The organism is Aliiroseovarius zhejiangensis, assembly GCF_014656375.1.
Taxonomy (GTDB): domain Bacteria; phylum Pseudomonadota; class Alphaproteobacteria; order Rhodobacterales; family Rhodobacteraceae; genus Aliiroseovarius; species Aliiroseovarius zhejiangensis.
Map to the genome: position 1 here is coordinate 206,186 of NZ_BNCH01000005.1, position 21,569 is coordinate 227,754.

19 protein-coding genes are annotated in these 21,569 nt (G+C 59.7%); 10 read left to right on the top strand and 9 right to left on the bottom strand.

Annotated features, from left to right (window positions below):
* Nucleotides 1-5 precede the first annotated feature (5 nt).
* The 4 genes from IE188_RS12610 to IE188_RS12625 all read right to left on the bottom strand — a co-directional run bounded on the left by IE188_RS12610 (nucleotide 6) and on the right by IE188_RS12625 (nucleotide 2,868).
* Nucleotides 6-146, bottom strand: a complete 141-nt coding sequence (locus IE188_RS12610) for a hypothetical protein (RefSeq protein WP_191286862.1) — start codon at nucleotides 144-146, stop codon at nucleotides 6-8.
* Nucleotides 147-234: 88 nt separating this feature from the next.
* Nucleotides 235-633, bottom strand: coding sequence for an 8-oxo-dGTP diphosphatase MutT (mutT, locus tag IE188_RS12615; RefSeq protein ID WP_191286863.1), 399 nt, complete (start codon nucleotides 631-633; stop codon nucleotides 235-237).
* A 19-nt stretch (nucleotides 634-652) separates the two neighbouring features.
* Complete coding sequence (argJ, locus tag IE188_RS12620; protein ID WP_191286864.1) at nucleotides 653-1,954, bottom strand: bifunctional glutamate N-acetyltransferase/amino-acid acetyltransferase ArgJ; 1,302 nt, start codon at nucleotides 1,952-1,954, stop codon at nucleotides 653-655.
* Between the two features lie 17 nt (nucleotides 1,955-1,971).
* Complete coding sequence (locus IE188_RS12625) at nucleotides 1,972-2,868, bottom strand: peptidylprolyl isomerase (RefSeq protein ID WP_191286865.1); 897 nt, start codon at nucleotides 2,866-2,868, stop codon at nucleotides 1,972-1,974.
* 179 nt (nucleotides 2,869-3,047) lie between these two features.
* Here IE188_RS12625 and secA point away from each other — a divergent pair, with 179 nt between their 5' ends.
* The gene (secA, locus tag IE188_RS12630) at nucleotides 3,048-5,720 is read left to right on the top strand and encodes a preprotein translocase subunit SecA (protein WP_191286866.1); all 2,673 of its coding nucleotides are present in this window, start codon (nucleotides 3,048-3,050) and stop codon (nucleotides 5,718-5,720) included.
* 87 nt (nucleotides 5,721-5,807) lie between these two features.
* Nucleotides 5,808-7,367, top strand: coding sequence for a phosphate ABC transporter substrate-binding/OmpA family protein (locus IE188_RS12635; protein ID WP_191286867.1), 1,560 nt, complete (start codon nucleotides 5,808-5,810; stop codon nucleotides 7,365-7,367).
* A gap of 2 nt (nucleotides 7,368-7,369) precedes the next feature.
* Here IE188_RS12635 and radC read toward each other — a convergent pair whose 3' ends face one another.
* The 3 genes from radC to dnaK form a co-directional block, all read right to left on the bottom strand.
* Nucleotides 7,370-8,143 (bottom strand): RadC family protein, encoded by a 774-nt coding sequence (gene radC / locus IE188_RS12640; RefSeq protein ID WP_191286868.1) that lies wholly within the window; start codon nucleotides 8,141-8,143, stop codon nucleotides 7,370-7,372.
* Between the two features lie 52 nt (nucleotides 8,144-8,195).
* Nucleotides 8,196-9,338, bottom strand: coding sequence for a molecular chaperone DnaJ (gene dnaJ / locus IE188_RS12645; protein ID WP_191286869.1), 1,143 nt, complete (start codon nucleotides 9,336-9,338; stop codon nucleotides 8,196-8,198).
* 64 nt (nucleotides 9,339-9,402) lie between these two features.
* On the bottom strand, nucleotides 9,403-11,316 hold the full coding sequence (gene dnaK, locus IE188_RS12650; RefSeq protein ID WP_191286870.1) for a molecular chaperone DnaK: 1,914 nt from the start codon (nucleotides 11,314-11,316) through the stop codon (nucleotides 9,403-9,405).
* Nucleotides 11,317-11,508: 192 nt separating this feature from the next.
* On the opposite strand from dnaK, the gene IE188_RS12655 reads away from it, so the two are divergent.
* Nucleotides 11,509-12,138 carry an alpha-ketoglutarate-dependent dioxygenase AlkB family protein gene (locus IE188_RS12655; protein WP_191286871.1) on the top strand — a complete coding sequence of 210 codons (630 nt, stop codon included), beginning with the start codon at nucleotides 11,509-11,511 and terminating at the stop codon, nucleotides 12,136-12,138.
* Here the strand turns inward: IE188_RS12655 and IE188_RS12660 are convergent.
* Entirely contained in the window at nucleotides 12,135-12,956 is an 822-nt protein-coding gene (locus IE188_RS12660) for an ABC transporter permease (protein ID WP_191286872.1), read from the bottom strand. The two genes, IE188_RS12655 and IE188_RS12660, sit on opposite strands and share 4 nt — an antisense overlap.
* 133 nt (nucleotides 12,957-13,089) lie before the next feature.
* Between IE188_RS12660 and cysQ the strand changes: the two genes are divergently transcribed.
* The 7 genes from cysQ (at nucleotide 13,090) to IE188_RS12695 (ending at nucleotide 21,097) form a co-directional block, all read left to right on the top strand.
* A complete protein-coding gene (cysQ, locus tag IE188_RS12665; RefSeq protein WP_191286873.1) occupies nucleotides 13,090-13,887 on the top strand; it encodes a 3'(2'),5'-bisphosphate nucleotidase CysQ in 798 nt (265 codons plus the stop codon).
* A gap of 3 nt (nucleotides 13,888-13,890) precedes the next feature.
* The gene (locus IE188_RS12670; protein WP_191286874.1) at nucleotides 13,891-14,694 is read left to right on the top strand and encodes a 3-deoxy-manno-octulosonate cytidylyltransferase; all 804 of its coding nucleotides are present in this window, start codon (nucleotides 13,891-13,893) and stop codon (nucleotides 14,692-14,694) included.
* A gap of 241 nt (nucleotides 14,695-14,935) precedes the next feature.
* Nucleotides 14,936-15,832, top strand: a complete 897-nt coding sequence (galU, locus tag IE188_RS12675) for a UTP--glucose-1-phosphate uridylyltransferase GalU (RefSeq protein ID WP_191286875.1) — start codon at nucleotides 14,936-14,938, stop codon at nucleotides 15,830-15,832.
* A gap of 6 nt (nucleotides 15,833-15,838) precedes the next feature.
* Nucleotides 15,839-16,876: a glycosyltransferase family 2 protein gene (locus tag IE188_RS12680; protein WP_308442453.1), complete on the top strand. Its 1,038-nt coding sequence runs from the start codon at nucleotides 15,839-15,841 to the stop codon at nucleotides 16,874-16,876.
* Between the two features lie 87 nt (nucleotides 16,877-16,963).
* Entirely contained in the window at nucleotides 16,964-17,974 is a 1,011-nt protein-coding gene (locus tag IE188_RS12685; RefSeq protein ID WP_191286876.1) for a glycosyltransferase family 2 protein, read from the top strand.
* On the top strand, nucleotides 17,971-19,668 hold the full coding sequence (locus IE188_RS12690) for a DUF5927 domain-containing protein (protein ID WP_191286877.1): 1,698 nt from the start codon (nucleotides 17,971-17,973) through the stop codon (nucleotides 19,666-19,668). Before IE188_RS12685 ends, IE188_RS12690 begins: the two co-directional genes overlap by 4 nt.
* A 4-nt stretch (nucleotides 19,669-19,672) precedes the next feature.
* A complete protein-coding gene (locus IE188_RS12695; RefSeq protein WP_191286878.1) occupies nucleotides 19,673-21,097 on the top strand; it encodes a sulfotransferase family 2 domain-containing protein in 1,425 nt (474 codons plus the stop codon).
* On the opposite strand, the gene IE188_RS12700 is transcribed toward IE188_RS12695, so the two are convergent.
* Entirely contained in the window at nucleotides 21,098-21,562 is a 465-nt protein-coding gene (locus IE188_RS12700) for a PTS sugar transporter subunit IIA (protein ID WP_191286879.1), read from the bottom strand. It lies immediately after the preceding gene.
* Nucleotides 21,563-21,569 lie beyond the last annotated feature (7 nt).

Consider the following 21,569-nt stretch of genomic DNA (forward strand, 5'->3'; position numbering starts at 1 on the left):
TCGGCTTAGGCCGCCTTGCAATTGTCGACCGGACGGCCTGCAAACAGGCGATCATCCACACGAACCACGATGCGTCCATCCGGAAGATCCCGCACAAACTGGCCTTGAACCATCACACAACTTCCAAGAACAATCGTCCGCAGCATCTGAATTCTCCCAATTCACAGCATCGAATCGGCGCAACCATAACAGGTATTTCGAGTTTCGACATATTTTTGCCGCAAACTGCGCGGATTACAGCCAATCCCGCAGAATTGGGATCAGTGGCAGATCGGCCGGTGGCATTGGATAGTCACGCAACTTGTCCACCCGCGCCCAGCTAAGCGTTTGACCTTCTTGCGGTTTTGGCTGGCCTTCCCATTTGCGACAGGCAAAGACCGGCATCAGAAGGTGAAAGTCCTCGTAACTGTGGCTGGCAAAGGTTAACGGCGCCAGACAGGACGCCCAGGTGTCTATGCCCAGCTCTTCCTTCAACTCGCGGATCAGGGCGTGTTCCGGGGTTTCGCCGGGTTCGACCTTGCCGCCGGGAAATTCCCACAAGCCGGCCATCGACTTGCCCTCGGGTCGCTGAGCCAGCAACACGCGGCCGTCGCGGTCGATCAGCGCCACCGCCGAGACAAGAACAACTTTCATGTGATGCCCTCTGCCGCGATTATGATCGATAATCGGCGTTGATCTGGACGTAGCCATGCGTCAGATCGCAGGTCCAGACCGTCGAAGCGCCACTGCCCACATCCAGATCGACGGAAATGATTAACTCGTCCTGCTTCATGTAGCGTGCGCCGTCTTGTTCGCGATACTCCGGCGACACCCAGCCCTTTTCGGCCACCAGAACCTCGCCAAAGCGGATCGACAGCTTGTCCCGTTCGGCATAGGCGCCGGATTTTCCGATGGCCATGACAACACGGCCCCAGTTCGGGTCTTCGCCCGCAATCGCGGTTTTCACCAGTGGTGAATTGGCGATGGCCAGTGCATGAGTGCGGGCGTCAGCATCGGATTTTGCACCGGTCACACGAACCTCGACAAACTTGGTGGCGCCTTCGCCGTCGCGCACCACTTGATGCGCCAGGTCCAGCATCACGCCATGCAGGGCGTCGCGGAAGGCTTGGTGGTCTGGTTTGACCTCGACGCCCGATGCGCCGGTTGCCGCCAGCAGCAACGTGTCTGAGGTCGAGGTGTCGCTGTCCACGGTGATGCTGTTGAAACTGCTTTCGGTCAGGTCCGACAACATGGATTGCAGATCATCCTGGGCGATCTTGGCGTCGGTGAAGATGAAGACCAGCATCGTCGCCATGTCGGGCGCGATCATGCCCGACCCTTTGGCGATCCCAGCGATCTGCACGGTGCGATCCCCGATTTTGACTTCGGCTTTGGCGCCCTTGGCGAAGGTGTCCGTGGTGCGAATGGCCTGGGCGGCCTGCTCCAACCCTTCGGGAGTCAGTGTGCCCTTCAACGCATCGATCCTGGACAAGATGCGGTCATGCGGCAATGGCACGCCGATCACTCCTGTTGAGGCGGTGTAGACCCTGTTCTTGGGCACAGACAGTGCCTTGGCAACCTCGGTGGTAATGGCCTCGACCGATCTGTCACCGGCGGCCCCCGTAAACGCGTTCGAGTTTCCGGCATTCACCAGAATCGCCGCCCCTTCGGCTGGGTCTGACCCGAGCTTGGCCTGACAATCCAGCACCGGGGCCGACCGCGTTGCAGAGCGGGTAAACACACCTGCGATCGTCGTGCCCGGTTGCAGCTCGGCCAGCATGACATCCAGCCGATCTGCGTATTTCACCCCGGCCTTGACCGCTGAAAACCGCGCCCCGGCGATCACCGGCAGGTCGGGAAAGGACTTCGGCGCCAGAGGCGCTACGGCATGGGTGTGTGTCTGCGCCGCCGTCAGGCGGGCTTGCAGCTTCTTGATCTTTTTCTTCAGCTTCTTGATCTTGGCCGTTTTTCCCATGCCGTCACCTTTCTGGCTTATTGATCCAGCAACGTCATATCACGCAATGCAGCCGGGTCGATGCTTTCCAGTTCGATACGGTCGATTTTTGCGGCATCCAGCAGCGCCTTCAGGGCGGCTTCGACCGCGTCGTTTTCGACCTTGATTGTCAGCTCGCTGCGCACCTCGTCCAGCGTCGGGGCACCTTTCATCCGCGTTTCGTTCAGCTTGATCACGTGCCAGCCGAATTGCGTCTGTACCGGAGCCGAGACAGAACCCGGCTCCATCCCCATCACCGCATCTTCGAACGGTTTCACCATCATACCGGCACTAAACCAGCCCAATTCGCCGCCACCGGGGCCCGAGGGGCCGGTTGAATGCTCTTTTGCCAGTTCAGCGAAATCTGCGCCACCATCCAGTTCTTCGATCAGCTCTTTCGCCTTGTCTTCGGTTTCCACCAGAATATGCGCGGCGCTGAACTCCTGCGTCGGTTCGGCATCGGCATATTCGGCATCATAGGCTGCCTGCAGTGCCTCATCGGTGACGGCGCCTGCGATCACCTCTTCCACCTTGTCATTGGCGGCCAGTTCGCGCCGCTGGTTTTCCAGGCGGATTTCCGCGCGGTGGCTCAGTTCGCCCATGGCCTGACCCAGAACGGCCTGCTGGATCAGCTGCTCGACGATACCAGGCAGCAGAACGTCGTCTGGCAGTTGCTGGAATTGTTCAGGCAGGCTGACCCGTGCAGCCACCAAATGCGCCATTGTGATGTCTTCGCCGTTGACCGTCGCCACGACCGTGTCGCCGGTTACGTCAATCATTTCGACCTTCTGGTCTTCCGTTTGCGCATCGGCCGTTTCGGTGTCCTGCGCGGCCAGCGGTGCGGTCAGGCCCAGCGACAGCGCCGTGGTCAGAAGAAGAACGTTGCGTTTCAACATGATTTTGTCCTCAAAACAGGCCGGATTCCCCGGCAACATTGACAGTTTTCCACCCGACGCTTACATCGCTTGAAGGCTTGAGAGCGCTGGTTCTTGGGCCCCTAGATAGGGGGCCGGACAGGGACGGGCAAGTTCCCTCTGGTCACACCAGCGTCAGAACCGCATTGAGGCAAGAAAACATGCTTGGAAAAATCGCGCGTAAGGTCTTTGGCACCCCCAACGACCGAATGATCAAAGCGACCCGCCCGATCGTCGAACAAATCAACGCGCTTGAGGATGAGTATGCCGCCCTGACGGATGACGGCATCATCGCCAAGACGGAAGAATTCAAAAAACGCATCGCGGGCGGGGAAAAGCTGGATGCGATCCTGCCCGAAGCCTTCGCCAACTGCCGCGAAGCCGCCAAGCGCGCGCTGGGGCTGCGTGCCTTCGACACGCAGTTGATCGGTGGCATCTTCCTGCACCGTGGCAACATTGCCGAGATGAAGACCGGTGAAGGCAAGACACTGGTTGCGACCTTTCCCGCCTATCTGAATGCGCTGTCGGGCGACGGTGTGCATATCGTGACCGTGAACGACTATCTCGCCAAACGTGATGCGGAATGGATGGGCAAGGTCTATGGCGCGCTGGGGCTGACCACGGGCGTCGTTTATCCCCATCAGCCGGATGACGAGAAACGCGCAGCTTATGCCTGTGACGTGACCTATGCGACGAACAATGAACTTGGCTTCGATTATCTGCGCGACAACATGAAATCCGAGCTGAAGGATATGTATCAGCGCGGGCACAATTTCGCGATTGTGGACGAGGTCGATTCGATCCTGATCGACGAAGCGCGGACACCCCTGATCATTTCCGGCCCGTCCGAGGACCGGTCCGAGCTTTATGTGACCATCGACAAGCTAATCCCCGAGCTGACGGAAGAGCATTACGAGATCGACGAGAAAAACCGTGGCGCCACCTTCACCGAAGAGGGCAACGAGTTTCTTGAAGAGCTGCTGCACGCCCATGGCCTGCTGCCGGAAGGGCAGTCGCTTTATGACCCCGAAAGCACCACGATCGTGCACCACGTGAACCAGGGCCTGCGGGCGCACAAACTGTTCACCCGCGATAAAGATTATATCGTCCGTGACGGCGAAGTTGTGCTGATTGACGAGTTTACCGGGCGCATGATGGCCGGGCGACGTCTGTCCGAAGGTCTGCACCAGGCGATCGAGGCCAAAGAGGGCTGCAAGACACAGCCTGAAAACGTCACGCTGGCGTCGGTCACTTTCCAGAACTACTTCCGTCTGTACAACAAGCTCTCTGGCATGACTGGCACGGCCCTGACAGAAGCCGACGAATTTGACGAGATCTACAAGCTGGGCGTGGTCGAAATTCCCACCAACCGGCCCATCGCGCGGATTGATGAGCACGACGCCGTCTATCGCACCACCGCCGAGAAATATAATGCCGTGGTCGAGGAAATTCGCGAGGCCAACAAGAAAGGTCAGCCGATCCTTGTCGGCACCACCTCGATCGAGAAATCGGAAGAGCTGTCGAAGATGCTGACGCAGGCCGGCATCAAGCATGATGTTCTGAACGCGCGCCAGCACGAACGCGAAGCACAGATCGTCGCCGATGCGGGCAAGCTGGGCGCCGTGACCATCGCCACCAACATGGCCGGGCGCGGCACGGACATCAAGCTGGGCGGCAATGTCGAATTTCAGGTGATGGAGGCGATTGCCGCCGACCCTGACGGCAACCCCGACGAAATCCGCGCCAAGATCGAAGCCGCCCACGAGGCGGACGAACAGGCGGTCAAGGATGCGGGCGGGCTGTTCGTTCTGGCCACCGAGCGACATGAAAGCCGCCGGATCGACAACCAGTTGCGCGGCCGTTCGGGTCGTCAGGGTGACCCCGGCCGGTCGGCCTTCTTCCTGTCGCTGGAAGATGACCTGATGCGGATTTTCGGCTCTGAACGGTTGGAAAAAGTGCTGTCCACGCTTGGCATGAAGGAAGGCGAGGCGATCATCCACCCATGGGTAAACAAATCGCTGGAGCGCGCGCAGGCCAAGGTCGAAGGTCGCAACTTCGACATCCGCAAGCAGCTTCTGAAATTCGACGACGTGATGAATGACCAGCGGAAAGCGATCTTTGGTCAGCGTCTGGAAATCATGGAAGCCGACGATCTGTCGGAAATTGTCGGTGATATGCGCCATCAGGTGATCGACGATCTGGTTGACGAACATATGCCTCCGAAATCCTATGCAGATCAATGGGATACGCGCGGCTTGCAGGCTGCCATTATCGAAACACTGGGCTTTGAGGCGCCGGTGATCGACTGGGCCGCCGAAGAAGGCGTGGATGACGACAGCATTCGTGAGCGGCTTTACGATGCCTCGGACGCTTTCATGGCGAAGAAGGCAGCAGAGTTCGGGCCCGAGACCATGCGCTCGATCGAAAAGCAACTTGTGCTGCAAACCATCGACAGTAAGTGGCGCGAACACCTTCTGACGCTGGACCACCTGCGGTCGGTTGTCGGGTTCCGGGGCTATGCCCAGCGTGACCCGCTGAATGAATACAAGAACGAGGCCTTCCAGCTGTTTGAAAGCATGTTGGACAGTCTGCGTTCGGACGTGACCAAGAAACTGGCCCAGATCCGCCCGATGTCGGACGAGGAACAGCAGGCAATGATGCAGCAGATGATCCAGCAGCAGCAGGCGTTGGCGCAGGCGGCAGATAATGCACAGGACGCCAAGGACGGGTTTGATGAAACCAACCCGGCCAGCTGGGGCAACCCGTCGCGCAACGATCCCTGCCCCTGCGGATCGGGCAAGAAGTTCAAGCATTGCCACGGGCGGCTGGCCTGATCCGGTGTGCCCGGAACATCTGTGGTTGAAATCCGGCGCGTCAATCCGGATGATTGCGCACAGGGATTGCACGGGTTGGGGAAAGCCATGAACAGTTTGCGCGCATTGGCCGCGGTGTTTTTTCTGGTGCTGGCCTCTGGTGTCGCTGCCCGTGCCGATGATGTGTCGCTGACCTCGCGCGATGGCTCGATCCAGCTGACCGGCACGCTTCTGACCTTCGACGGCGAATTTTATCGTGTCGATACCGAGTTCGGCATTCTGACCGTTGACAGTTCGGGTGTCACTTGCGAAGGGCCGGGCTGCCCCAGCCTTGGTCCGTTCGTGGCCGAGCTGGTCATTTCGGGCGCCCATACGATGGGCGAAGTTCTGTTCCCGGCACTGGTCGAAGGCTTCGCCCTGCGCGAAGGTTATGCGTTGAAGCGCGAAGAGGTGCTGGGCATCGGCACGCTTTACACGCTGTATGATGGCGCTTCTGGGCAGGAACAGGCTCGCATCACGATCAAATTGACCACAAGCGCCGAAGGGTTTGCCGATCTTCTGGGCCAGCAAGCCGATATGGTTTTGTCGATGCGGCAGGCGTCCACCCGCGAACGCAGCATGGCCCGCGAGGCAGGGCTCGGCGATCTGCGCATCGCGCGGCAAAGCCGGGTCATCGCGCTGGACGCGCTGGTGCCGATCGTGGCGCCGGGCAACCCGGTGACAAAACTGTCCATCGCGCAACTGGCGGCGATCTATGCGGGGAAGATCACGAACTGGCGCGAGCTGGGTGGCGAAGACGCCCCCATCACGCCCTATCTGATGGATATCGAAGAAGGCTTCGGCCCGGCCTTCATGCAGCAGGTCATTGCCGCCAGCGGTGTCACCCTGTCTGATCGGGTGCGGTTTCACCCCTCGGTCACGGCGTTGAATGATGCCATTGCCAGCGATCCGTTCGGCATCGCAATCACGTCCTTCATGCGGCCCGGAAATGGCGAGGTGGTGCAGCTGTCGGGCAGTTGCGGCTTTCGCGTACGGGCCACATCGCGGTCGATCAAGTCAGAGGATTACCCCCTGACCATGCCGATGTACCTGTATCTGCCGGAACGGCGCTTGCCGCTCTTGGGGCGCGAGTTTCTGTCCTATCTTCGCACCGACAGTGCGCAGTTCGTGACCCGCCGGGCCGGGTTCGTCGATCAGGCACTGACCCGCATCCCGATTCAGGATCAGGGCGACCGCATGGCCAATGCCATCGCCGCGGCAGGGGAAGAAATTGCGCTGGGCGAGTTGAAACGGATGATCGATACCTTTGACGGCAAGGACCGGCTGTCGATCAGTTTTCGGTTCGAAGGCGGCTCGACGCGGCTGGATGCACCGTCGCGGTCCAATGTCGCCCTGCTGGCAAAGGCACTGGAAAGCGGACGATTTGACGGGCACCAGATGGTGTTTGTCGGGTTTTCCGACGGTCAGGGCGCGGCAGAACAGAACCTGGACCTGGCCCGAAAACGCGCCACATCGGTGCGGGCGCAGGTTCTGGCGCAGCTCGAGGCCTTCGATGACACCCGCGTCGACCTTCGGGTCGATGCGTTCGGCGAAGCGATGCCCATGGCTTGCGATGACAGTGCCTGGGGGCGCAGCGTCAACCGTCGGGTCGAAATCTGGGTTGACTGACCCTAAAGGTACCCCGTCCCGCGAAAGCTGAGTTCCGTGGATTTGCCGATGATCAGATGATCGTGCAAGGTCAGGCCCAGTGCTGTTGCCGCGTCGCTCACCTGCTGTGTCATCTGAATATCGCTGTCCGAGGGTGTGGGGTCGCCCGAGGGATGGTTGTGCACCAGGATCAGCGCAGAGGCGTTCAGCTCCAGCGCGCGCTTGACCACCTCGCGCGGGTAAACCGGGACGTGATCGACGGTGCCCTGCCCCTGCGCCTCGTCCGCGATCAGCACGTTCTTGCGGTCCAGAAACAGCACTCGGAATTGTTCGGTGTCACGATGGGCCATCGTGGTGTGGCAGTAATCCAGCACCGCGTCCCAAGACGAGATCACGTGCCGCTGAATGACCCGGCTGCGCGCCATGCGTTGCGCGGCGGCCTCGACGATTTTCAACTCGGTGATCACCGCGTTCCCGATCCCCGGCACATCGCGCAGACGCTGCACGGGCGCTGTCACCACGCGGTTGAAATCGCCGAACATATCCAAAAGCGTTCGCGCCAACGGTTTCACGTCGCGGCGCGGAATGGCCCGAAACAGCACGAGCTCCAACATCTCGTAATCCGGCATGGCCTGTGCCCCACCGGTCATGAACCGATCACGCAGACGTTTGCGGTGATCCTTGATGTAAGACGGCAGCTTGCCGTCCTTCACCTGAACGGGAAGAACCGGCGCTTCGTCGCTGTCAAACAGCGCCTGTGGCATTTCATCGAATTGGAATTGTCTGCTCTCGGTCATAAGAGCAGACTGCACCAAAAATGGTGAATGAAAGGTTAACAACTCAAGGTTGTCAGCCTTTCATTCCATCCCAGAAACTCTTTACCTTGGTGAAGAAGGACGAGCTTTCAGGGTTGTTCTCTTCCGACAGTTTCTCGAACTCTTGCAAAAGCTCTTTCTGCTTTGCTGTCAGGTTTACCGGTGTTTCCACCGCAAGTTCGATATACATGTCGCCCCGCGGTCCGCCACGCAGACCCGGCATCCCCTTGGAACGCAGGCGCATTTGCCGCCCGGATTGGCTGCCCGCCGGAATCTTCACGCGGGACCGGCCACCGTCGATGGTTGGCACCTCAATATCCCCGCCCAGCGCCGCAGAGGTCATGGAAACAGGCACGCGGCAATGCAGATGCGGGCCTTCGCGGTCGAAAATCGGATGCTCGGCCACGTCGATGAAGATGTAAAGATCGCCCGTCGGCCCGCCACGCAGACCGGCTTCTCCTTCGCCGGACAGACGAATGCGCGTGCCGGTTTCGACACCCGCCGGAATGTTGACCGACAGCGACCGTTCCTTGTGCTTGCGACCCGCGCCTCCGCAGCTTTTGCAGGGGTTCTGTATCTTCTGGCCGGTGCCCTGACAGTTCGGGCAGGTGCGCTCGACCGTAAAGAAGCCTTGCTGTGCACGCACCTTGCCCATGCCCGAACAGGTCGGGCAGACCGTAGGTTCAGCACCCGCTTCGGCGCCTGTGCCGCTGCATTCCTCGCACGTCACGGACGTGGGCACGTTGATGGTCTTTTGCAGGCCGGCGAACGCCTCTTCCAGCGTCACGCGCAGGTTATAGCGCAGGTCGGACCCGCGCTGCGCCCGCGCACCACCCCCACGGCCACCGCCCATGAAGTCGCCGAACAGGTCGTCGAACACGTCCGAGAAGGCGCTGGCGAAATCGCCATTGCCGCCGGGGTGCCCGCCGCCGGGACGACCGCCCATGCCACCTTCGAAGGCCGCATGGCCGAACCGGTCATAGGCCGCTTTCTTGTCGGCATCCTTCAGCACCTCGTAAGCCTCGTTCACTTCCTTGAACTGGGCTTCGGCCTTGGGGTTGTCCTTGTTGCGGTCCGGGTGAAGCTCTTTCGCCTTCTTGCGATAGGCCTTTTTCAGCTCTTCCGCCGATGCGCCCTTGGACGCCCCGAGAACCTCGTAATAGTCACGCTTTGCCATGGAAATCTCCCTTTGGGAGTGAGGCAGGGCTGCACAGGCAGCCCCGCCCGTTACCTATTCAGACTTAACGCTTGTTGTCGTCGTCAAGGTCTTCGAAGTCGGCGTCGACGATGTCGTCATCCACCGCCGAGGGGCCATCAGCCTCTTCAGGCTCTTCCCCAGCCGCTTCTTCCTGCTGCGCCTTGTAGATCGCTTCACCCAGCTTCATCGCGGCTTCGGTGACGTTCTGGATGCCCGACTTGATCTTGTCGGCATTGTCTTCTTCCATCACGTCTTTCAGCGCGGCAATGGCCAGCTCGATCGCTTCGATCGTGGTCGGGTCGACCTTGTCGTTATGCTCTTCCATCGCCTTTTCGGTCGAATGGATCAGGCTTTCGGCCTGGTTCTTGGCTTCGACAAGCTCCTTGCGCTCTTTGTCGGCCTCGGCATTGGCTTCAGCGTCTTTCACCATCGCTTCGATATCCTCGTCCGAGAGGCCACCCGAAGCCTGGATGGTGATTTTCTGCTCTTTGCCGGTGCCCTTGTCCTTGGCGCCCACTTCAACGATGCCGTTGGCGTCGATGTCGAAGGTCACTTCGATCTGCGGCATGCCGCGCGGAGCCGGCGGGATGTCTTCCAGATTGAACTGGCCCAGCAGCTTGTTGTCTGCGGCCATCTCACGCTCACCCTGGAACACACGCAGGGTCACGGCGTTCTGGTTGTCTTCTGCGGTCGAGAAGATCTGCGACTTCTTGGTCGGGATCGTCGTGTTGCGGTCGATCAGGCGGGTAAACACGCCACCCAGCGTTTCGATGCCCAGCGACAGCGGGGTCACGTCCAGCAGAACAACGTCCTTCACGTCGCCTTGCAGAACGCCGGCTTGAATGGCGGCACCCATGGCAACCACTTCGTCAGGGTTCACGCCTTTATGCGGCTCTTTCCCGAAGAACTTGGACACCTCTTCGATGACCTTGGGCATGCGGGTCATACCGCCAACCAGAACCACCTCGTCAATGTCGTCCTTGGACAGGCCAGCGTCTTTCAACGCCGCTTGGCAAGGCTTCATCGAGCGCTTGATCAGATCCGACACAAGGCTTTCCAGCTTGGCGCGGGTCAGCTTCATCACCATGTGCAAGGGCGAACCATCCGACCCCATCGAGATGAAGGGTTGGTTGATTTCGGTTTGCGACGAGCTGGACAGCTCGATCTTGGCTTTCTCGGCGGCTTCTTTCAGGCGTTGCAGGGCCATCTTGTCTTTCGACAGGTCGACCTGGTTTTCCTTTTTGAACTCATCGACCAGATACTGAACGATGCGCATGTCGAAGTCTTCACCACCAAGGAAGGTGTCACCGTTGGTCGATTTCACTTCAAACAGACCGTCGTCGATTTCCAGGATGGTCACGTCGAACGTACCACCGCCAAGGTCATAGACTGCGATGGTTTGGGTTTCGGCCTTGTCCAGACCATAGGCCAGCGCGGCGGCGGTCGGTTCGTTGATGATCCGCAGCACCTCAAGGCCAGCGATCTTGCCGGCGTCTTTGGTGGCCTGACGCTGGGCGTCGTTGAAATAGGCAGGAACGGTGATGACGGCCTGGGTCACCTCTTCGCCGAGATACGATTCAGCGGTTTCTTTCATCTTACCAAGGATGAAAGCCGAGATTTGCGAGGGCGAATACTTCTCGCCGGCCGCTTCAACCCATGCGTCGCCGTTGCCACCGTCGACGATGGCATAGGGAACAAGTTTCTTGTCTTTTTCAACGGCCGGGTCCTGCATGTTGCGGCCGATCAGGCGCTTCACCGCAAAGACGGTGTTGTCGGGGTTGGTGACGGCCTGCCGTTTGGCGGGTTGGCCGACAAGGCGTTCGCCGTCCTTGAAGGCGACGATCGAAGGCGTCGTGCGTGCGCCTTCCGCGTTTTCGATGACCCGCGGTTGCGAGCCGTCCATGATGGCAACACAAGAGTTGGTGGTGCCGAGGTCGATACCGATGACTTTAGCCATGCTCAAAATCCTCTCTTAGGCGATGTTGTGGGAGCCGACCTTGCAAAGCATCGGCCCCTGATCCCAGATTTCTGACCGGTTGGGCGTGTCCCAATCCGGCGTCTCGGCGTATATAAGTAGGGGAAATGGGGCCTGCAAGCGTCCAGGGGGCCGTGAGCGGCTAAAAAACGAGTCATTTTCAGGGTTTTGACGATGTTGCGGTATGACGGCCCTTCGATTGATCTGGCGGGGGCAAGACTTTTCAAGGGGATGCTGGACCGGACCGCGCAGGAGGCGCTGGTTGCGGCGCTGCGTCCACTGGTGTTGGCGGCGCCGTTTTTTCACCCCGAAACCCGCTGGGGCAAGAAGATGTCCGTACGCATGACCTCGGCGGGGCGTGTGGGCTGGGTATCGGACCGGCGCGGATACCGGTACGAACCGCGTCATCCGGGCGGCGCAGAATGGCCAGAGATACCCGACGAGGTGTTGAATGTGTGGCGTTCGGTGGCCGGCACGGAACGCCTGCCGGATTGCTGCCTGATCAACTATTACGGCGAAGGCGCACGGATGGGGCTGCATCAGGATCGCGACGAAGGTGACTTCTCCTATCCCGTCGTGTCGATCAGCCTGGGCGATGATGCGCTGTTTCGGATCGGCGGCACCGAACGTCAGGGCCCTACGCAATCCGCGTGGCTGAGCTCAGGCGATGTGCTGGTGCTGGATGGCCCTGCCCGTCTGGCCTTCCACGGCATCGACCGTCTGCGGTTTGGATCATCCGACCTGTTGCGCGATCATGGTCGGATCAACCTGACGCTTCGGGTCGTCGCAGACAAGCCGGATTAACGGCGCGCGTCCCAACTGGCCGAGGCATTTCTGCGGCTATAGCTGTCGCCCATCAGCCCAAGGAAGGCCAGCACGATCGAGACGATCAGCGGGTAAGGCCAGTTAGAATAATGTGGAAAATAGTTAATGAACGCATAGCCCCGCGCCTGGTCGATGATATGAAATAGCGGGTTCCACGAGAACATCGCCAGCATGAAGAAGGGCAGCGTGTTGGCCACGAACATCTTGCCCGATGCAAACATATTGACCCGCATATAGACCGTCATCGTCATCTGCGTGAACCGTGGAAACCAGGGCTTCAGCGCCATCAGGACAATCCCGACCGAGACCCCGTTGAACCACCCCAGAAGCAGCATCATGAAGGTGCCCACCGGGTCATAGATATCCACCGGGTTGAAGGCCAGGCTATAGGCCGTCAGCACAACGATGATCGACACGATCTGAAGATACAGGGCGCTTAAGGAAGCCGCGACGATCGACACTAGCGTGTTCATCGGGCCGTGCAGCATCATCGTCGCGGTCGGACCCGTTGCCATGGCGACGGATTTCATCGTCTTCACGTTCGTCATGAAAATGAACACACCGGACATGATGTATAAAAGGAAATCCCCGCGGATGGCGGCGGTGCGCAGGCCAAGCACGCTCATCATCACGAAGAAGATGGCGACCATCAGAAGCGACTGGATGATGTTGATCAACAGGCCGATCACTGCGTTCGGGTGCGATTTGCGCAGGTCGAAGACGGTCGCGTGATAGATCACAGCCAGCATCGAGGCCGCAGCCTCAGCCCGGGTTCTGTTCACCTTCACTTCAAACATGGCGCTGCCTTTTTTGCCCGCATCAGGGGGATTCTTGCAGGGAAATCTTGCCGTTCGCTTACCCAAACATCATAAGTGGGCGAAATTATGTAATCAACTGGACCGCACAGCAGTGCGGGCAAGGAGCGATCTTTTGGATTTCGACCGTTTGGAAAGCGTCATGCGTAAACTGGCACTTGAGGCCGGTGATGTGATCATGGAGATATACGATTCCGAGGATTTCGAGGTGCGCTCGAAATCCGATGACAGCCCTGTAACGGCGGCGGACGAGGCCGCGGATGCGGTGATTTCGGCCGGGTTGCGCGCGGCGTTTCCGGATGTGCTTCTGGTGACGGAAGAACAGGCCGACAGCCATGGGCAGCAGGCCGATGCCTTCCTGATTGTCGACCCGTTGGACGGCACCAAGGAATTCATTCACCGGCGCGGTGATTTCACCGTCAACATAGCCTATGTGGTCGACGGCACGCCCGTTCGCGGCGTGGTCTATGCGCCGGCCAAGGGGCGCATGTTCTTCACCCGCGCCAACGGCAGCAGCGTCGAGGAACAAGGCCCGTTCGACAAAGACAGAGTCGGATCGCTGACACCCATCTCGGTCTCCACCCCGGACAACAGCGCATTGATGGTCGTCGCGTCGAAATCGCACCGCGATCAGGCCACGGATGATTATATCGGCAAATACGCGGTGAAAGACATGCGGTCGGCGGGCAGTTCGCTGAAATTTTGTCTGGTCGCCACCGGCGAGGCCGATCTTTACCCCCGCGTGGGGCGCACCATGGAATGGGACACCGCCGCCGGTCACGCGGTGCTGAAAGGGGCAGGTGGCGACGTTGTGCGGTTTGATGACCATACGCCACTGGCCTATGGCAAAGACGACTATGCCAACCCGTTCTTCATCGCCTATGCGCCCGGGGTGGCGTTGCAGAAAGCGTGACGAATGGGCGTGCTGATCGTCATTCCCGCGCGCTTTGCCTCGGTTCGCTATCCAGGTAAGGCGCTTGTGCCGCTGACGGGGGCAACAGGGCAGAAAAAGTCACTGATCCACCGCAGTTGGGAGGCCGCGCAGGCCGTATCCGGCATCGACCGCGTTGTCGTGGCGACGGATGACGACCGTATCCGCAGCGCAGCCGAAGGGTTTGGCGCCGACGTCGTCATGACCTCATCGACCTGCCGCAACGGCACCGAACGTTGCGCCGAGGCGCTGGAGGCGTTGGGTGGCGGCTATGACATCGTGCTGAACCTGCAAGGCGACGCCCCGCTGACGCCGCCCTGGTTTGTCGAAGCCCTGATCGACGCCTTGAACGCCCACCCGGTTGCCGAAATGGCAACGCCGGTGCTGCGATGTGACGGTCGGGCGCTCGGCGGTTTTCTGGACGACCGACGCGCGGAGCGGGTGGGTGGCACCACCGCCGTATTCGGGGCCGAGGGCAAGGCGCTTTATTTCTCGAAAGAGGTGATCCCCCATATTTCAAACAGCCTGTGGGACGACACGCAGGCGACCCCGGTGTTTCATCATGTCGGGGTCTATGCCTATCGCCCTTCTGCCCTGGCGGCTTATGCACGCTGGACGCCGGGGCCATTGGAGCAGTTGGAGGGGCTGGAGCAGCTTCGCTTTCTTGAGCGGGATCATCCGGTGCAATGCGTCGAGGTCGACGCGCGTGGCCGACAGTTCTGGGAACTGAACAACCCCGAAGACGTGCCGAGAATCGAGCGCATCCTTCGCGAATGTGGAATGGATTGACCCCGCGAAATCACCGCGACGCTCACACACCCAGCGGGCAATCTGTCGCACCTTCTCGCGGAAAAATGGAATTGCCTTGAGAAATGCCAGCGATTGACCCAGTATCGTAAACAATTGCCATGAAGTTGTCAGATTTTCCGCCCATTGGTATTCCGTATATGATTTAAGCCTGCTCAAGTAGTTTCATGGCTGGCTTGTCGAATGCGTTTTCGGGCGGACGAGTCACAACAGAGGTGTTTTTATGACGCACAAAAAGGTCACCAAAGCCATTTTTCCGGTCGCCGGGCTGGGAACGCGCTTTTTGCCCGCGACCAAATCGATTCCGAAAGAGATTATGACGCTGGTGGATCGCCCATTGATTCAATACGCGATCGACGAAGCGCGGGCGGCCGGGATCAAGGAATTCATCTTTGTCACCTCGCGCGGCAAAGGCGCGCTTGAGGATTATTTCGACAATTCTCCCATACTTGAGCAGGAGCTGCGCCGGAAGGGCAAGGATGCCCTGCTTGAGATCCTCAAGGACACAAACATGGAAAGCGGCGCGATCGCCTATATGCGCCAGCACAAGGCGCTGGGGCTGGGCCATGCGGTCTGGTGCGCGCGCCGCCTGATCGCCAATGAACCCTTTGCCGTCATCCTGCCCGATGACGTGATCGCTGCCGAAAAACCCTGTCTGCAACAGATGGTCGAAGCCTATGACGAAACCGGCGGGTGCATGGTCGCCGCGATGGAAGTCCCTGCCGAAAAGGCCAGCGCCTATGGTGTTCTTGACGTCAAGCAGGACATGGGCGCGATGGTTTCGGTCAAGGGCATGGTTGAAAAACCTGCTATCGAAGACGCGCCGTCCAATCTGGCGGTGATCGGTCGATACATCCTGACGCCCAATGTGCTGCGCAGCCTGAACAAGATGAAAAGCGGTGCGGGTGGCGAAATTCAACTGACCGATGCCATTGCTCTGGAAATCGAAAAAGGGCGCGATGTGTTCGGCTATCGGTTCCGCGGGCAACGCTTTGATTGCGGGTCCAAGGCGGGATTTTTGCAGGCCACGGTCGCCTTTGGCATGGCCCGGGAAGAGCTTCGGGATGAGTTTTCGTCCTATTTGCACGACATCGTGGCACAGCAGAAGGCGGCCGAGTAACCCCTCGTGCCTGACGAACGCGGGCAGTGGTGGTCAGCCTATCGGATGCGGTGGAAACGCCGCCGCCTTTTGTGGCGTTCGTTCCGTTCGCGCCGCGACCTTGTGCCGGTTGTGGACCGCACGGATCGGATTCGCCCCGGCGATGTGCTGGTCTTCACCACGGCACGCAACGAACAGCTGCGCCTGCCGCATTTCCTGTCGCATTATCGCGCGCTGGGCGTGGGGCATTTTCTGTTCGTCCTGAACAACAGCGATGATGCGACCGAGGCCTTTCTGGCCGAGCAGCCCGACGTGTCGCTGTGGCAGACCAAGGCGGGCTACAAGGCGTCACGTTTCGGGGTCGACTGGATCACCTGGCTTCTGTTTCGCTATGGCCATCGCCACTGGTGCCTGACGGTCGATGTTGACGAGGTGCTGATCTATCCCCATTGCGACACGCGAAGCCTTCCCGACCTGACCGCGTTTCTGGAGCAATCCGATGCCGCCGCGATGGGCGCGCTGATGCTGGATCTTTTCCCCCAAGGCCCGCTGGATCAACCGACCTATGCGCCCGGACAAGACCCGACCGAGGTGCTGACGCATTTCGATGCCGGTCCCTATCGGGCAGAGCGGCAATTGCCCGCGCAGAACCTGTGGGTGCAGGGGGGCCCACGCGATCGCGTCCATTTTGCCGACCGGCCTGCGCGGGCACCCACCCTGAACAAGCTTCCGCTGGTGCGTTGGAGCCGGCGATATGCCTATCTGAATTCGACCCATTCGGCGCTTCCTCCCCACCTGAACCTGGCCTGGGACGGGCCTGCCTGCGTGTCAGACGACACCCGCCTGTCCGGCGCACTGCTCCATACCAAGTTCCTGCCTGACATCGTGGCCCGATCGCGGGAAGAAAAGGCGCGGCGCGAGCATTTCGGGCGGCCCGAAGATTTTGATGACTACTATGACTGGCTCTCATCCGCGCCTGACCTGTGGCACGAGGGCGCGGTGGCCTATCAAGGCTGGCGTCAGTTGGTGGACCTTGGGCTTATCTCGGCGGGCGGTTGGGAATAAGCGTTCTGCGTAAATCTGTGATTCAGGTTTATCACGAAACATTCTAAACAGGTGTTAGCCTAGCACCGATCAGGAACGAGGAACGGCGTGAGCGTCTGGACATCATACCGACTGCGGCTGAAACGCAAGCAATGCCACATTCGGGCGTTCCGCAAGCGGCGCGAGTTGACCACGGTGATCAACCGGACATCTGCCATCGCGCCGGACGATATCCTGTGCTTTTCGACCATCCGCAACGAAGCTGTCCGTCTGCCCTATTTCCTGTCCTATTATCGCGATCTTGGCGTGAACCATTTCTTTTTCGTCGACAACGGGTCGGATGATGGCGGAGCCGAGTACCTGGCCGATCAGCCGGATGTGTCGCTGTGGTCCACCGATGCCAGCTACAAACGCGCGAATTTCGGCGTGAACTGGACTGGGTGGCTGCAACGGAAATACGCTCATGGGCATTGGTCGCTGGTCGTCGACCCTGACGAATTTCTGGTCTATCCGTTCTGCGATACGCGGCCGCTCAGGGCGCTGACCGACTGGTTGGATACGTCGGGTGTCAGGTCGTTCGGGGTGCTGCTTCTGGATATGTATCCGAAAGGGCCGATGCATAACCTGAGCTATGCGGCCGGGCAAAACCCGTTCGAGCTGGCCGATTGGTTTGACAGCGGCAACTACTCGATCACCAAGAACCCGAAATACGGGAACCTGTGGATACAGGGCGGTCCGCGCGCACGCGCCTTTTTCGCGGACAACCCCGAGAACGCCCCTGCTCTGAACAAGATCCCGCTGGTGAAATGGCACCGGAAATACAGCTATGTCAGTTCGACCCACGCGCTTTTGCCGCGCGGGTTGAACCTAGTCTATGACCAATGGGGCGGTGAAAAGGCGTCGGGCTGTCTGTTGCACGCCAAGTTTCTGGACACGTTCAAGGAAAAATCGGTCGAGGAGCTTACGCGCGGACAGCACTATGCCGACAGTCACGAATACCGCGCCTATCACGACGGCACCAACGAAGCCACGGACCTGTGGTGTGACTGGAGCGAAAAATACCTGAACTGGCGTCAGTTAGAGATGCTGGGGCTGATGTCGAAAGGAAACTGGGCATGAGCCTTGGCATCGTCATGTTGGTGCACGACGCGCTGGATCGTGCCGGGCAACTGGTGCGCCATTGGGCGACCCATGACTGCCCGGTCGTCGTTCACGTCGATGCCAACGTGACGCGCGATGACTATGTGGATTTCACCTCCGCGCTAAGCGATCTGGACAATGTGCGGTTCTGCAAGCGACGGCACTGCGAATGGGGCACATGGTCACTGGTTGCAGCCAGTCAGGCAGCCTCTGAAGCCATGTTAGAGACGTTTGCCGACGTGAAACACATCATGTTGGCCTCGGGCAGTTGTCTGCCGTTACGCCCGATTTCCGAGATGCGATCCTATCTGGGAAAGCGACCGCAGACAGACTTTATCGAAAGCGTCACGACCGAGGACGTGCCCTGGACCATTGGCGGGCTGGACATCGAACGGTTTACACTGCGCTTTCCGTTTTCGTGGAAACGGCAAAGGCGCCTGTTTGACCGTTATGTCAAAATTCAGCGCAGCCTTGGCATCAAGCGCACCATACCGGACGGGATTGTGCCGCATCTGGGCAGCCAGTGGTGGTGCCTGACACGTGAGACCCTGACCGCCATTCTGAAGGATCCGAACCGTCCCACATATGACCGGTATTTCAAACGGGTCTGGATCCCCGACGAAAGCTATTACCAGACGCTGGCCCGTCGTCACGCGACCCGGATCGAATGCCGGTCGCTGACCCTGTCGAAGTTCGATTTTCAGGGTAAGCCGCATGTGTTCTATGACGATCACCTGCAACTGCTGCGTCGGTCCGACTGCTTTGTGGCGCGCAAGGCGTGGCCTCATGCCAACAAACTGTATGACAGCTTCCTGTCCGATCAACCGGTCGTTCTGACCGGCGCCGAACCAAACCCGGGCAAGATTGACCGGATTTTTACCAAGGCGATTGAACGACGCACCCGGGGTCGCCCCGGCCTCTACATGGCCAGCCGCTTTCCACGAGAGGGGTTCGAGGGCAACGTGACAGCCGCGCGATACACCGTTCTGGAAGGGTTCTCCGATCTGTTCGAAGGGTTCGATGAATGGCTGGCCGATACCGTCTCGGCCCGCGTGCACGGCAATCTGTTTGCCCGGGACAAGGTTCATTTTGCAGGCGGCGCGCCGGATTTCTTTGGCGCGCTCAGTGATGATGTCAGCCTGCGGGACTATAACCCCAAGGCGTTTCTGACCAACCTGATCTGGAACACGCGGGGCGAGCGTCAATGCTTCCACTATGGCCCGCGCGACAATCAGGACGTGTCGTGGGACATGGCGAAGGATCCGAACGCGCGGGTTTATGTGGTGTCAGGTGCCTGGGCGTTGCCGCTGTTTCATTCAAACCGCAATTTCTCGGACATCAGGGCCGAGGCCGCACGGTTGCAGAAGATCGAAAGCGAACACCTGACCGCCCTTCGCTCTGGCTATGCCCGGGCACGCTCGCAAATCTGGTCGCTGGCCGATTTTGTGCTGAACCCGACCGAGCCGCTGCAAACTGTGGTTGACGATATCGGCCCACGCGGTGTCGGCCCCTTGCCAAGCTTGCCAAAAATGAAATCCCTGAACGGGTTTGGCCAGTTCTTGCAGGATCTGAAAAATCAGGGGATGCATCCCTATCTGATGGGTGATTTCCCCGCCGGTCATGACCTCGTCCCCACCACCCGCATTCTGCGCAAACCCTATCTGGTGAAGTAAGCCCATGCCTGGTCCGTTCGACTGCTTCATAATCTTCGCCGAGATGCGCACCGGGTCGAACTTCCTGGAAAGCAATCTGGATCAGTTTCCCGGCCTTCATTGCTATGGCGAGGCGTTCAACCCCTATTTCATGGTGACACCGCAGACCGATGTCCTGTTTGGTGTGACCCTTGCCATGCGGGACGCGGACCCCATGCTGTTGCTGGAACGGATGAAGGCCGAAACCGATGGCCTGCCCGGATTTCGGTTCTTTCATGACCACGACCCGCGCGTGTTCAACGCTTTGATCGACGATCCGCGCTGTGCCAAGGTGGTTCTGACACGCAACCCGGTCGAGGCATATGTGTCACGCCGGATCGCGATGGCGACCGACCAGTGGCAGCTCAGCGATACGGGCGACGCGCGCAAGGAAAAGGCGCGGTTCATTCCGGACGAATTTGAAAAGCATTTCTATCGGGCCAAGAGCTTTCAGGCGAAAATCAAAGATCGGCTGCAACGCACCGGGCAGACGGCGTTCTATGTCGACTATGGCGACGCGCAGAACCTTGATGTGATCAATGGTCTTGCCAGATTTCTGGGCGAAGACAGCCGGATCGAACGCTTCGCAAGCACGTTCAAGAAGCAAAACCCCGAGCCCCTGTCGGACAAGGTGAAGCAGTTCGAGCTGTTGGCCTCGACCGTGGCGCGTATCGACATTTTCGACCTGCACAGGCTTCCGAGCTTCGAGCCGGGTCGACCGCCCGTGATGAAATCCTATCTGGCGTCGGACGAATTGCAGTTGGTTTTCCTGCCGATTGCCGGGGGGCCGACGCAACGCGTGACGGACTGGATGGAGACCGCCGGGCCGCTGATGGGCGATTTCTCGCAAAAGTCATTGCGGCGATGGAAACGGCAGCACAAGGCACATCGCAGCTTCACGGTGCTGCGCCACCCGGTTGCGCGCTTGCATTCCGTGTTCTGTGACCTTCTGGCGGTGGACAAAGACGGGCCGGATATGGACCTGAAACAGGCGTTGCGGCAGGTGCATGACATCGCCTTGCCTGACACGGCCGATGCGCGCTGGACGCTGGAAGATCATCGGCAAGCGTTCTTGCAGTTCATCGCCTTTGTCGCCAGATCGCTGAGCGGCCAGACCGCCATCGGTGTCGATCCGCGCTGGGCAACGCAGGTGGCGACGATCAAGGGTTTTGCCCGCTTCACCCTGCCCGATCACATTCTGCGGGAAGACCAGTTGCCCACAGGCATCGCGGCTGTTCTGGCCGAGGTCGGAGCAAGCAATGCGCCGCCCCTGCCCGCGGCTGTGCCGGATGCGCCTTACGCGCTTGAACAGATTTATTCCGGCGACATCGAGACCGCTGTGCGCAAGGCGTATCAGCGTGATTATGTCATGTTCGGATTTCAGCCCTGGCAGCGCCGCCGGCAACCGTGATCACGCCGCCTTGTTGGACAGGCTTTCAGTCAGCAACGCATGAAGCGTGGTGGTGTCGGTGTTGGCGCGCAGCTTGGCACAAATGGATGCGTCCCGCATGGTGCGTGACACCAGCGCCAGCGCCTTCAGGTGGTCGACACCGGAATCTTCGGGGGCAAACAGGGCAAAGACCAGATCGACCGGCTGCTTGTCGACAGCGCCGAAATCAAAGGGCTTTTCCACACGCATGAAGCAGCCAACAACCTTGTCCAGCCCACTCAGCCGGGCGTGCGGCAAGGCTACCCCGCGGCCAACACCTGTTGGCCCCAGGGATTCGCGTTGTTGCAGCGCGGTGAAGGCTTCGCTGCCGTTGATGCCATAGCATTCGTTCACCACGTCCCCAAGATCCTGAAACAGGCGCTTCTTGGATGACACGGTCGACGCGACCTTTACGGCCGACGGCTTGAGGATGCTCGAAAGTTCCATCGCCAAC